Origin of the sequence: Peribacillus simplex, assembly GCF_030123325.1 — a bacterium.
In the GTDB taxonomy this organism is placed as follows: domain Bacteria; phylum Bacillota; class Bacilli; order Bacillales; family DSM-1321; genus Peribacillus; species Peribacillus simplex_D.
In genome coordinates this window covers 4036828-4050109 of sequence record NZ_CP126106.1, presented here as the reverse complement: position 1 = coordinate 4050109, position 13282 = coordinate 4036828, and the positions used below count along the sequence as shown (strand labels likewise).

The 13282-nt window shown below is 44.6% G+C and carries 9 protein-coding genes; 7 read left to right on the top strand and 2 right to left on the bottom strand.

Going from position 1 to position 13282, the window contains the following annotated elements:
• Positions 1-128 precede the first annotated feature (128 nt).
• Positions 129-809 carry a DUF421 domain-containing protein gene (locus QNH43_RS19160; protein ID WP_283915285.1) on the top strand — a complete coding sequence of 227 codons (681 nt, stop codon included), beginning with the start codon at positions 129-131 and terminating at the stop codon, positions 807-809.
• Positions 810-837: 28 nt separating this feature from the next.
• Here QNH43_RS19160 and spoVB read toward each other — a convergent pair whose 3' ends face one another.
• Positions 838-2400: a stage V sporulation protein B gene (spoVB, locus tag QNH43_RS19155; RefSeq protein ID WP_283915284.1), complete on the bottom strand. Its 1563-nt coding sequence runs from the start codon at positions 2398-2400 to the stop codon at positions 838-840.
• Between the two features lie 170 nt (positions 2401-2570).
• Between spoVB and QNH43_RS19150 the strand changes: the two genes are divergently transcribed.
• From QNH43_RS19150 to dtd, 6 genes are all read left to right on the top strand, one after another.
• Positions 2571-2876 (top strand): post-transcriptional regulator, encoded by a 306-nt coding sequence (locus tag QNH43_RS19150; RefSeq protein WP_283915283.1) that lies wholly within the window; start codon positions 2571-2573, stop codon positions 2874-2876.
• 196 nt (positions 2877-3072) lie between these two features.
• Positions 3073-5334, top strand: a complete 2262-nt coding sequence (gene secDF, locus QNH43_RS19145) for a protein translocase subunit SecDF (RefSeq protein WP_283915282.1) — start codon at positions 3073-3075, stop codon at positions 5332-5334.
• Between the two features lie 138 nt (positions 5335-5472).
• Positions 5473-7848, top strand: coding sequence for a single-stranded-DNA-specific exonuclease RecJ (gene recJ / locus QNH43_RS19140; protein ID WP_283915281.1), 2376 nt, complete (start codon positions 5473-5475; stop codon positions 7846-7848).
• Complete coding sequence (locus tag QNH43_RS19135) at positions 7839-8351, top strand: adenine phosphoribosyltransferase (RefSeq protein WP_061464220.1); 513 nt, start codon at positions 7839-7841, stop codon at positions 8349-8351. Before recJ ends, QNH43_RS19135 begins: the two co-directional genes overlap by 10 nt.
• A 319-nt stretch (positions 8352-8670) precedes the next feature.
• Positions 8671-10869, top strand: a complete 2199-nt coding sequence (locus QNH43_RS19130) for a RelA/SpoT family protein (protein WP_283915280.1) — start codon at positions 8671-8673, stop codon at positions 10867-10869.
• A 15-nt stretch (positions 10870-10884) separates the two neighbouring features.
• Positions 10885-11328, top strand: coding sequence for a D-aminoacyl-tRNA deacylase (gene dtd, locus QNH43_RS19125; RefSeq protein WP_076365018.1), 444 nt, complete (start codon positions 10885-10887; stop codon positions 11326-11328).
• Positions 11329-11403: 75 nt separating this feature from the next.
• On the opposite strand, the gene QNH43_RS19120 is transcribed toward dtd, so the two are convergent.
• Positions 11404-13173 (bottom strand): N-acetylmuramoyl-L-alanine amidase family protein, encoded by a 1770-nt coding sequence (locus QNH43_RS19120; protein WP_283915279.1) that lies wholly within the window; start codon positions 13171-13173, stop codon positions 11404-11406.
• Positions 13174-13282: the final 109 nt, after the last annotated feature.

Here is a 13282-nt window from a genome sequence, read left to right as displayed (position 1 = left end):
ATACGTATAGCCTGTTTATGTGTTTGTACAAGCATATTCCCCGTATCGAACCTTTAGACCAGGTTTAAGAAGCTTCCCGCAAAATAAGAAAAGATTATGGAGTAATTTTTTAGTTCCCAAGCCATGCTATGGATGAAGGATGTGGTATTGAAGTGGATATCCTGGCTATTATTTTTAGGACAACAGTGATCTATCTGGTCATCTTAATCCTTTTTCGAATGATGGGTAAGCGGGAAGTTGGGGAATTGAGCATTCTTGATTTAGTGGTATCCATCATGATCGGGGACATTGCCGTCCTATCCTTTGAAGATTTGGATAGACCATTTTTCAGGCAAATCATTCCAATGTTCGTTCTTGCTTTCATCCAAATAATATTGGCTTTCATTTCATTGAAAAGCATTAGATTTCGAAACATCGTGGATGGTACGCCGCAAATCATCATCAATCAAGGGAAAATAGATGAAAAAGCGATGCGCAAGCAACGATATACTTTCGATGATTTATTGACCCAGCTGCGAGAACAGGGAATTAATGATTTAAATGAGGTGCAATTCGCAATCCTCGAATCTACCGGGAAGCTTTCGATCATCAAGAATACCAAAGGCAAAAGGTCAGAAACCAAGGAAACACCTTATCCCCTTATAATTGACGGGGAGATACAGGAGAGGAATCTCGATAGAATTGGCAAAAATCATTTTTGGCTCCGGCACCAGTTGAAAAAACTGGGAGAAACGAAGATAAAGGAGATTTCGATTTGTGGGTACATAGATGGCCAATTTTACATCGATAAAAATGAAACGAAGAAATGACCGAAGCCTTTTAATGCTTCGGTTCATTTCATTTCCAAGCGAATTTTGATAAAAAGCCGCCCACTACAGGAATCCTGATCAGATCCGCCTTTTTTATGCTGCCGGTCATGAGCAGGAAAAATGTGAACAGCAGGATGACGACCGTCACGGAAAACATGAGCCTTGTGCCAAGTGGCAGTGAGGAAAGCGGGAATTGATAAAGATAATAACCGCCCCATCCTGAAATTAAAGCAAGGACCAAAGCTGATATATAGCTGCGGAAATGGAGCGTGAAAGGAACGACCTTCAGCACGGTTGAAAAATGCAGGAAGGTAACGAGCATCGTACCGACGGCGATCCCGATTGCGGCACCCATGATCCCGAAACTCTCCTTTGACGCCAGCAGCCAGATCACACCGATTTTAAGGATGTTTCCGGCCAGGCTGTTGAACATTGCGGCCTTTGCAAGATCCAGTGCTTGCAGCATGGATTGCAGCGGATATTGAAAGTAATAAAGGATGAAAAAAGGTGCCAGGAATTTAATGAAAACAGCAGCATGCGAAGAGCCATACATGACTTGTAAAATCGGTTCGGCAAAGATGAACAGAATGACGATAGCTAAACAGCCTGTGATAAAGGTGATTTTCAGGGCCTGCTGAAGCCTGTGTTCAACGAGTAAAAAGTTTCCGGTCGTCCGGGCTTCACTCACTGCCGGGACAAGTGCCGTCGCCAATGATGATGTAACGAAAGATGGAAGCATGAGTAAAGGCAGTGCGTACCCTGTCAGCTCCCCGTATTGACTGGTGGCTGCGGTTGCGGTGACTCCGGCGATTGCCAAACTTTGGGCGACCACTATCGGTTCGAAAAACCACGAAACCGATCCGATCATCCTGCTTCCGGTAGAAGGAAGGGCGATCCCCATCAATTCCGTGAACGTTCCTTTTCCCGATTTGACATTCTTGAAGAAACCCTTTCTGAACTTAAAATGTTTCTTTATTTTAAAGCTTGTCAATAAGTAGAAGAGAGATACAAGTTCCCCGATAATCGATGCGAACATGGCACCGGCTGCTGCATATTCAATTCCATATGGCAAAAAGGCCTTCGTCAGGACGGCTATGAAAGTGATTCTGGCCACCTGTTCGATAACTTGCGAGAAAGCGAAGGGCTTCATATTTTGCTTGCCTTGGAAATAACCGCGCAGTACGGATGAGACGGCGATGATCGGTACGATAGGGGCAATCGCCATGAGCGGCCATAGCGTCCGTTTATCAGTGAATAGGTAATCTGAGAGAACCGGCGCGAAAAGCAGCATCGCAGGAGTGAAAATCATCGATAGAGTAATGGTGCAGGCCAAAGAGACGACAAGGATTTTCTTGATTTTCCGCTCATCACCTCTGGCATTGGCCTCAGCCACGTATTTCGAAATGGCGATTGGCAGGCCTAACTGGGTTATGTTCACGACGAGAAAGAGGGTCGGTAATGCCATCATATATAAACCAACGCCTTCTTCGCCGATGAAGCGGGCGATGACAATGCGGTTAATGAAACCAAGAACCCTTGTAATCAGGCTTGCGATTAATAAAATCAGCGTCCCTTTTAAAAATTTGGACATTGAACTCCCTCCCTGCCTTCTCAAAAAAGCGGTTATGCTATACAATTATCTATATGCTTGTACTTGGACAAAGCATGACAAAAGTGTTTGTTTGCGTTCTAACAAATGATCGAAACCCTTCTAAGAAAATGCGCATTTATATGAGAATCATTTTTACTGGAGGCAAAGTGATGGCAAAAAAGAATCATCCCTATCAAAGGTATTATCTAAAGGTACGCCCATTTTTGAAGAGCAAGCGTGAGGAATTCCAAATGGTCGGATTGAATGCCGTGACGGAGGAAGACATTTGGGGAACCTTAACCAAAAATAAATGGAAGCGTCCGCAGGAAAACATTCACATTCATGAACTTGTCGCAGATATCGTAACATTTTCGAGCAACCAGTTCATGACCTTCCAAATGGTTGAAGCATATAAATCACCAAACCTATTGGAGCCGCTTTCTGAAGAGGAACTGAAGGAACTTTTTAAAGAATGACGCAAAGATATACTTAAATTGACAGCTGTTTGTATATGACTCATAATAGATATGGTTATGCTTTTTTTTGGAAAAAGCAGGGAAGCTGTGTCGTTTTTCTCAAGAAGCAAAGGGTATGCAGTTACCATATAAACTAAAAATGACAGTGTTTTTAACTTCAGGAACAGGCGTATTATAGAAAGGGGCCTACTACATAATGGTAAAAAGAAGCAGGATCGTTGCGTTTTTTCTAATCGCACTATTGATTTTCGCAGCGATGGGGACGACTTCAAAAGGAATCCTAAAGGATATCAAGCTGGGTCTTGATCTTCAAGGCGGTTTTGAAGTGTTATATGAAGTAAAACCGCTGTCTGGGGAAAAGATCACCCCGGATGTTTTACGGGCTACAGTAAGCTCACTTGAGCGGCGTGTCAATGTTTTGGGCGTTAGCGAACCTAACATTCAAATCGAAGGGAAAGACCGGATCCGCGTTCAATTGGCTGGGGTCAAAGACCAAAACAACGCTCGCGAAATCCTCTCGACACAAGCTAAATTATCTTTCCGTGACTACAACGATAAGGAAATGATGACCGGTGCCGACCTTAAAGAAGGCGGCGCGAAACAAACGTTCCAAGACAATAAACCGGTTGTCGAAGTCACATTGAAAGATGTGAATAAATTTAAGGACATCACTCAAAAAATATCCTCGATGCAAAGTCCGACTAATGTACTTGCAATCTGGTTGGATTTCGAGGAAGGAAAAGATTCCATTAAGAATACAGCTTCACAGGACAATATGATATCCGCTCCGGCTGTCAGTGAAGTTTTCAATACGAAGAAGGTGTATATTACCGGTCAATTCACGGTGGAAGAAGCGAAAGAGCTTGCAGCCCTTCTTAATGCCGGTGCTTTGCCTGTAGATTTAAAAGAAAAGTATTCCACTTCTGTAGGTGCCCAATTCGGTGCAGGTGCACTGAATGATACTATTTTTGCAGGAATCATCGGAATTGCACTTGTTTTTATCTTCATGCTTGTGTATTACCGCTTCCCGGGATTCATTGCGGTCGTCACATTAAGCATATACCTTTTCTTGACGCTATTAGTGTTTGATTGGATGAATGCGGTCCTTACGCTGCCTGGTATTGCCGCATTGGTACTCGGGGTCGGGATGGCTGTCGATGCCAATATCATAACCTATGAGCGAATCAGGGATGAATTGAAACTTGGCAGATCTGTTAAAGCGGCTTATAAAGAAGGTACCAAGAATTCACTTGCCACCATCACGGATGCCAACTTAACGACCCTGCTGGCTGCGGCTGTTCTATTCTATTATGGAACAAGCTCGGTTAAAGGGTTTGCCACCACTTTGATCATTTCGATTTTAATGAGTTTCATTACAGCCGTCTATGGTACACGTCTCTTCATGAGCCTGTGGGTGAATAGCGGGTTCCTGGACAAGCGTGCATCGTGGTTTGGCGTGAAGAAGAAATACATTCACGATTTATCCGAGAAAATGGATTTGATGTCATTGCCAACACGCTTTGATAAAATCGATTTCGTCAAACATCGGAAAGTTTTTTATGGCCTTTCAATCGGTGTCACCATTATCGGGATCATCTTCCTGCTCGTCTTCAGATTGAATCTTGGGATTGATTTCACGAGCGGTACCCGGATCGAGGTTGCGTCCAAAGACGTCCTGACGACTCAGCAAGTCAAAACCGAAATGGAAAAGGTCGGTATCGATGCGGATGATATCAAGGATGTCAGGCTCGCTGGTAAAGACAATAAAAATGCTGTCGTTCGGACAGTCGGTGTCCTCGATAAACAGGAAATCGCTGAATTGAAGGACCATTTCAAGAAGGATTACGGAGCGGAACCGAATGTCAGCACCGTATCACCGACTGTAGGAAAAGAGCTTGCGAAAAATGCCATGTATGCGTTAGCGATCGCATCAATCGGAATCATATTGTATGTATCGATACGATTTGAATGGCGAATGGCCGTACCTGCCGTGGTCGCGCTCATACATGATGCCTTCTTCATCATCACGATTTTTAGCTTGCTCCGGCTCGAAGTGGATATCACCTTCATTGCTGCGGTTCTGACGATCGTCGGTTATTCGATCAATGATACGATCGTAACCTTTGACCGTATTCGTGAAAACCTGCGCTTCAGCCGTAAAATCAAAACCGCCGAAGAACTTGAGAACATAGTGAACATCAGTATCAGGCAAACTTTGACGAGGTCCATTAACACGGTTCTGACCGTTCTCATCACGGTCATCGCGTTGATGATCTTCGGCAGTGAAGCTATCCGTAACTTCTCCATTGCCCTGTTTATCGGTTTAATATGCGGCGTGTATTCATCGCTATTGATCGCTTCCCAATTCTGGCTTGATTTGAAAATCAGGGAATTGAAGAAGAAAGGTCCGCTGAATACAGCGAAAGAAAAGAAACAAAGTCTTGAAGGACAAGTTTAATAAGTGAGAGGGGGCTGGCATGATGCCAGCCTTCTTTTTGTTAGGGTCGAACAGGGAATTACAGCCAATTATGAGTTTAAAATAAAATTGAAACTGGTATATTCGTTTTGTATAATGAGTAAGTTGAGGGGTGAATAAATGTTAAAGCCAAAAACCCGGTGGAACTTACGGACTGCCGATGAAAACAAAGTTGCTGTACTAGCTGAAGAGCTTCATATCACACCTTTGGTTGCAGCCCTGCTTGTGAATCGAGGCCTGGATACGATTGAAAGTGCCCGATCCTTTTTATTTGTAAAAAATCAAACTTTTCATGATCCATTTTTATTGAAGGATATGGATAAAGCAGTATATAGAATACGAGAAGCGATTCAAAATGGAGAAAAAATACGTATATTCGGTGATTATGATGCGGATGGCGTGACATCGACCACAGTGATGATGACGGCGCTGACGAGATTGGGGGCCGATGTTGACTTTTATATCCCGAATCGGTTTACAGAAGGATATGGTCCGAATCCGATGGCATTCCGCCTTGCAGCCGACCAAGGGGTGAAGGTATTAATAACCGTCGATACCGGAATTTCTGCAGTCGATGAAGCGAAACTTGCCGGCGAGCTCGGCATGGATTATATTTTGACCGACCACCATGAACCGGGACCGGAACTGCCTGAGGCCTTGGCAATCATCCATCCTAAACTTGAGGACAGTTCCTATCCATTTAAAGAGCTAGCCGGAGTAGGGGTCGCATTTAAGCTGGCACACGCCTTGCTTGGGGAATTGCCTGAGGATTTGCTTGAGATAGCGGCAATCGGCACGATAGCGGATTTAGTGCCTTTACAAGGGGAAAACCGCGTCATTGCTGCGAAAGGCATCGAGCAGTTACGTTTGACGCGCCGCCCGGGACTTGTTGCCTTAATGAAAGTGGCGAATGTTCAGCAGGAAGCATTGAATGAAGAATCGATCGGCTTTGCGATGGCACCGCGGATCAATGCTGTCGGGCGCCTTGGAGATGCCGATCCCGCTGTCGATTTATTGATGTCACAAAGTCTGGAAGAAGCGACGGAACTCGCCCATGAAATCAATGATATCAATAAAGAGCGACAGGAAATGGTTGCTGAAATGGCCAAAGAAGCGATTGCTGAAGTCGAGGAAAACTTCCCGCCTGAGTCCAATGGTGTGCTCATCATCGGCAGGGAAGGCTGGAACGCCGGAGTTGTGGGGATTGTGGCCTCTAAACTAGTTGAACGCTTTTACCGGCCCGCGATTGTATTGAGCTATGACCGGGAAAAGGGATTAGCTAAAGGTTCTGCTCGGAGCATCGCCGGTTTCGATCTATTTCAAAGTCTTTCCGCCTGCCGTGAAATGCTGCCTCATTTCGGTGGACATCCGATGGCCGCTGGAATGACATTGAAAATTGAAGATGTTCAGGAACTCAGGGACCGCATGAACTTGATTGCGAAGGAACAACTGAACGAAGAGGACTTCATACCCATTACAAACTTGGACGGGGCAACGACGTTAGCTGAAGTTTCCATTCAAACGATTCAGGAAATGAGCTTGCTGGCGCCATTTGGGGTTACGAATCCGAAGCCGAAGATTTTGATAGATTCCGTCCAGCTTTCAAGTGTCCGCAAAATTGGTGCCAACCAAAATCACTTGAAGGTCCAGCTGGAAGATGGTGAAAAACACAAACTTGACGGAGTGGGCTTCGGTCTCGGTCATTTTGTCGATGAAATAGCTCCGCACGCTGAAGTCTCGGTCATTGGTGAGCTTTCCATCAATGAGTGGAATAATATGAAAAAGCCCCAGATCTTTGTCCAGGATGTCTCGGTAAACCATTGGCAGTTATTCGATTACCGCGGCAAGGGACAGGCAGAGAAGTGGCTTGCCGACATTCCTGTACAAAACCGGAAGATCGTCATTTTCTCGGAAGATATTTATCCCAGATACCCATTTTTGGAAAACCATCCAGATCTTGTCCATATCAAGAATGAACTGGATGCAGAGCAGCTCGACTGCTTTGAAGGTCATTTGGCATTAATGGACATGCCTCCTTCCAGGGAATATTTGAAACGGGTGATTGCCAATAAGAACCCTTCGCGTATCTACGCTCACTTTTCCCATGAACAGGACCATTTCTTGAGTACGATGCCAACAAGGGATCATTTTAAATGGTTCTATGCCTTCCTTGCCAAAAAGGGTCCGCTCGACGTGAAGAGATACGGTGATGACCTGGCCAAATATCGCGGCTGGTCGAGAGATACCGTGGATTTCATTTCTAAGGTGTTTTTTGAGCTTGATTTTGTTACAATAGAGAATGGGTTAATTATGCTAACAACCAATGCGAAAAAACGCGATCTCAGTGAATCTGAATCGTATACAAGAAAGAAAGAGCAATTTGAGCTTGAACAAGAGCTTGTTTATTCTTCCTATCAGCAATTATTCGATTGGTTCAATCATTATTTAGTTCATGAGGCAACAGACCTTGAGGAGGAAACAAAGCAATGGATTTAAAGCAATATGTAACAATTGTGCAAGACTGGCCAAAACCGGGTATTGTCTTCAAAGATATTACAACATTAATGGATAACGGTGCAGCTTATAAATACGCAACAGACCAAATCGTCGAGTACGCACGCGATAAAAATATCGACTTGGTGGTAGGGCCTGAAGCACGCGGATTCATTATCGGATGTCCAGTCGCATACTCATTGGAAGTGGGCTTTGCGCCAGTGAGAAAAGAAGGAAAACTTCCACGTGAAACGATAAAAGTCGAATATGGATTGGAATATGGCAAGGATGTACTGACAATCCATAAAGATGCCATTAAACCGGGACAGCGTATCCTGATCACGGATGATTTGCTTGCTACCGGGGGAACAATCGAAGCGACGATCAAATTGGTTGAACAGCTTGGCGGAATCGTAGCCGGGATTGCATTCCTTATTGAATTGACCGACTTGGATGGTAAAGATAAATTGGACGGCTATGATGTCTTGACATTAATGAGCTTTTAATAAACGAGAGCACCCTGACCAGGGTGCTCTTTTTCCGTTTTTACTCATTTTAGCTGGATTTTGTCGAATTTCCAGTGAAAAAATTCACTATTATTCATAAAATACACGTTTAACTCTTTACATCCTTGCCTTTTTTTTCGATAATAGTAATAATAAAGAGTTTTTCTGCTAATAAGTTTATTTGCACTTTTATCCGTTTAAGCGGATTTATTTTTTTTCGCAAAAATTGTCACGTTTTGCAGAATAAAGGGAAGTGCTACCAATCATACTCAATCCGGATCATATCCGGTGGCAGTTAAAGTGGGGTTAAGGTGATTAAATGGCTAATGATCAAATATTGACTGCCGAGCAGGTTGTGGAACGGGCCAGCTTATATCTTCAGCCGGAAGAAGCTGAATTTATCCATAGAGCGTTTAAGTATGCAGAGTATGCTCACCGAGAACAATTCCGTAAATCGGGAGAGCCGTATATTATTCATCCGATTCAAGTGGCGGGCATTCTGGCTGATCTTGAAATGGACCCTGCAACCATTGCGGCAGGTTTTTTACATGATGTTGTTGAAGACACGGAGATCACTTTAAAGGATATTGAAGAAAATTTCAGTCCTGAAGTCGCCATGCTTGTGGATGGCGTGACCAAGTTAGGGAAAATCAAATACAAATCACAGCAGGAGCAACAGGCGGAAAACCATCGGAAAATGTTCGTGGCGATGGCCCAGGATATACGGGTCATCTTGATCAAGCTTGCGGACAGACTGCATAATATGCGGACATTGAAGCATCTTCCGCAGGAAAAGCAGAGAAGGATATCGAACGAGACGTTGGAAATCTTCGCACCGCTTGCCCATCGTCTTGGTATCAGCACGATTAAATGGGAACTGGAGGATACTGCACTAAGGTATTTGAATCCTCAGCAGTATTACCGAATCGTCAACCTGATGAAGAAAAAGCGTGCAGAACGTGAAAACTATCTGGAAGAAGTCATTGATGAAGTGCGTAAAAACGTTGAGGATGTCAACATTAAGGCTGACCTATCCGGCAGGCCGAAACATATATACAGCATTTATCGCAAAATGGCTTTGCAGAATAAACAGTTCAGCGAAATTTATGATTTGCTTGCAGTTCGGATCGTCGTCAACAGCATAAAAGATTGCTATGCCGTTTTAGGGATCATCCATACATGCTGGAAGCCGATGCCTGGCCGATTCAAAGACTATATCGCGATGCCGAAGCCGAATATGTATCAATCACTTCATACGACGGTGATCGGACCGAAAGGCGATCCGCTGGAAGTGCAGATCCGTACTTCCGATATGCATCGCATTGCCGAGTTCGGGGTTGCTGCGCACTGGGCTTATAAAGAGGGAAAAGATGTCGGGGAACAGCCTTCACTGGAAGAAAAATTGACATGGTTCCGGGAAATTCTTGAATTCCAGGATGATGCGACTAATGCCGAGGAATTCATGGAATCCCTTAAAATAGATCTTTTTTCTGATATGGTATTCATTTTCACTCCAAAAGGCGATGTCATCGAACTGCCATCAGGATCCAACCCGATTGATTTCGCTTACCGGATTCACTCGGAAATCGGAAATAAAACGATTGGTGCCAAAGTGAACGGGAAAATGGTACCGCTGGATTATAAACTGAAAACTGGCGACATCATAGAAATCTTAACATCGAAGCATTCATATGGCCCAAGTCAGGATTGGCTTAAGCTAACGCAAACATCTCAAGCGAAAAATAAAATCCGCCAATTTTTCAAGAAGCAGCGCCGGGAAGAAAATATCGAAAAAGGCAAAGAGCTTGTTGAAAAGGAAATCAAGGATATGGAGTTCGACCTGAAGGAAATCCTGGCTGCCGAGAATATCAGGCGTGTTGCGGATAAATTCAACTTCCTGAATGAAGAGGATATGTATGCAGCAGTCGGATATAACGGAATAACAGCCCTTCAAGTAGCGAACCGCCTTACCGAAAAATGGCGTAAGCAGAAAATGGTCGAGCAAGAAGCGGATATTTCTGAAGCGGTAGCCGATCTGAAAACCTTCTCCAATACATCTAAAAAACGTGACTCAGGCGTACAGGTACCAGGGATTGATAACCTGCTTATCCGTTTATCACGCTGTTGCAACCCAGTACCAGGGGACGAAATCGTTGGTTATATAACCAAAGGCCGTGGAGTTTCAGTTCATAGACAAGATTGCCCGAACCTGGATAGCGGGGATGCCGATCATCGCCTCGTACCGGTTGAATGGGAAAGTACGATCAACGAACGCAAGGAATACATCGTTGAAATTGAAATCAGCGGCTATGACCGTCGCGGCTTATTAAACGAAGTGCTGCAAGCCGTCAATGAAACCAAGACCAACATTTCAGCGGTCTCGGGTAAATCCGACAGGAATAAGGTGGCGACCATTCACATGTCGATCTATATTCATAACATTGCCCATTTACAAAAGGTCGTCGACCGTATTAAACAAATTTCGGATGTTTATTCCGTCAGAAGGATAATGAACTAAGGGGTTTTTAGTGCCATGCGTGTTGTTTTACAACGTTCCAAAGCGGCAAAAGTCGTTGTCGCAGACCAAATAATCGGGCAAATCGACAGCGGGCTCGTCCTGTTGGTTGGTATAACACATGGGGATACCATCGATGACGCCGCCTATTTGGCCGATAAGATTGTCAATCTAAGAATATTTGAAGATGAAAATGAAAAGATGAACCATTCACTATTGGATGTGGGAGGTTCGATTTTATCAGTTTCACAATTCACCTTATACGGCGATTGCCGTAAAGGCCGTCGACCCAACTTCATGGACGCCGCCCGTCCTGAAGAGGCGAATGAATTATATGAAGCATTCAACGAGGAACTCCGCAAAAGGGGCATCCATACGGAAACAGGTCAATTCGGTGCCATGATGGATGTTCAGCTTACTAATGACGGTCCCGTTACACTAATACTTGAAAGCAAGAAATGACCTGCTGCGGCAGGTTTTTTTGTTGGGGTAAGGGCAGAAAAGCCAGCTTCGATGCGAAGCTGGCTTTTCTGCTCTTTATTTAAAGTACCGCGCCAACCCATTATAGATGGCCGATGTGATTTTTTCTTGATATTCATTCGATGTTAACGTCAATTCTTCCACTGGATTACTCAAATAACCTAGTTCAATGAGTGTAGCTACCCGTTTATTTTCACGGATGACATGAAAATTCCCGTAACGTGATCCACGGTTGGGCACCTGCATGGTAGAACCGAGTGAATTGGCCAGTGTAGCCGCCAATGCACGCTGATAGTCATGATAGTAGTATGTTGTTATCCCGCTGGTGATCTGGTCCTTGGTGCTATCATAATGGAGGCTGATGAAAGCATCCGCGTTATGTATATGTGAAGTGCTGACCCGGGAAGGGAGTGGAACATAGGTATTTCCGCTTCTGGTCAGGATCACTTTAGCTCCTGCCGCCTGAAGTTTGTCCCGCAGCAATTCTGCCGTTCTAGTCGTCAGGTTTTTCTCAAGTGTTCCACCGGCGCCGATTGTACCGCTATCCCTGCCGCCATGGCCGGGATCGATCACAATGGTTTTATCCTTTAAGTATTTCTCGACGCCAGGCCGTTGGATCTGCTTGGGATTCCCTTCGACGGTCACGATCCATCCGGCCACATAAGCTGTTTTTCCGCCCTTAAGTTTAATGGAATACCAGTCGCCTTCCATACCTGATGCGGAGAACGATTCACCTGCATTGGCCTGCTCGACAATCTCTGAGTTGCCATCAGGCTCGCTTCTAAGGATCGTACCATCATGAATGATGGTAATCTTGTTTCCTTTTACATCAACCTTTTTTTCCTTCGCCGCTTGTTCAACATTCTCTTTTTCAAGGTACCAACTCACGACCCAGCCCTTTTTTGAACCGGAGAGCTTTATCTGTGTCATATTTCCCTTTGTTTGCAGCACGGCGTAAGTCTCATCCTTGTTCACCGAACCGATGACCTTGCTTGAGAGAGAGGCTTCTTTCCTGACATTTAAACCCGTAGCGGTCACCCTTGCAGTGGCGCCTGCCGTAGCATTTTTCATATCATCTTTATTTTCGCTTACTTGTATGTAAGGTTCAGCAACCCAACCGCGGACTCCTTGGAAATCAATTTCAGCCCATTCATTTTCAACCCTGTAAACGGTCACTGACGTATTTGCATTCAGCTTTCCGAGCGAGGCACTGCTTGTCGATGGTTCCGAACGGACATTGAGCCGATCCACCAAAGTTACACCGGTTTTTACGGATTGATTCGTTTCTTTTTCCTTGGTTGAATCTTTCTTCGCTGCATTTCCTGATGCTTCGGGAAGCTTCAAGTAGTCAGAAGAGACCCAGCCTTCGATATCAGCCGTGTTGACCTTAATCCAATTTTCGTTCTTCTCAATGATGTCAACAGCCGTTCCTTTACTTAAGGATCCAACCGTTTGAAATGTAGTGCCGGGACCTGTACGGACACGGACGGAGCTGCCAGTTATCACGCCTTGTCCCGCTTCTTTTTTGACCTGATTGGTATCAGATCCCGTTTGTTTCTCCACTAACCAATTGGCAACCCATCCCGTTTTGCCGGCGCCGATCCGGATTTCGATCCAGTCGCCATCTTCATTCAGAATGGGATACGATTCCCCTTTTTCCAGTTTTTTTACGATAGGGAAACTGAGGCCTGCACCCTCACGGACATTGACCACTTGGGTCGTCACGATATTTTCCCCTTCATCTTTTCCAAAAGCGTGATTGATGGGGAAAATCGCTGAGAATATCAGCATCAGTGTCAGGCCGAATAAACCCGATTTCTTCTTCATAAGTTGTCTCTCCCTTTTAATGTCTATATGTATGTATTCTCGTTCAATGAAAATTTCCCTCTTCCCTGTGCAAAAAACATTTTTTTTAGGAAAGAATAGAGCTTATATA

Coding starts and splice junctions, on each gene's coding strand:
- QNH43_RS19130 (WP_283915280.1), top strand. CDS start 8,671: ATGGCTAATGATCAAATATTGACTGCCGAGCAGGTTGTGGAACGGGCC.
- recJ (WP_283915281.1), top strand. CDS start 5,473: ATGTTAAAGCCAAAAACCCGGTGGAACTTACGGACTGCCGATGAAAAC.
- QNH43_RS19135 (WP_061464220.1), top strand. CDS start 7,839: ATGGATTTAAAGCAATATGTAACAATTGTGCAAGACTGGCCAAAACCG.
- secDF (WP_283915282.1), top strand. CDS start 3,073: ATGGTAAAAAGAAGCAGGATCGTTGCGTTTTTTCTAATCGCACTATTG.
- QNH43_RS19160 (WP_283915285.1), top strand. CDS start 129: ATGGATGAAGGATGTGGTATTGAAGTGGATATCCTGGCTATTATTTTT.
- QNH43_RS19150 (WP_283915283.1), top strand. CDS start 2,571: ATGGCAAAAAAGAATCATCCCTATCAAAGGTATTATCTAAAGGTACGC.
- dtd (WP_076365018.1), top strand. CDS start 10,885: ATGCGTGTTGTTTTACAACGTTCCAAAGCGGCAAAAGTCGTTGTCGCA.
- QNH43_RS19120 (WP_283915279.1), bottom strand. CDS start 13,173: ATGAAGAAGAAATCGGGTTTATTCGGCCTGACACTGATGCTGATATTC.
- spoVB (WP_283915284.1), bottom strand. CDS start 2,400: ATGTCCAAATTTTTAAAAGGGACGCTGATTTTATTAATCGCAAGCCTG.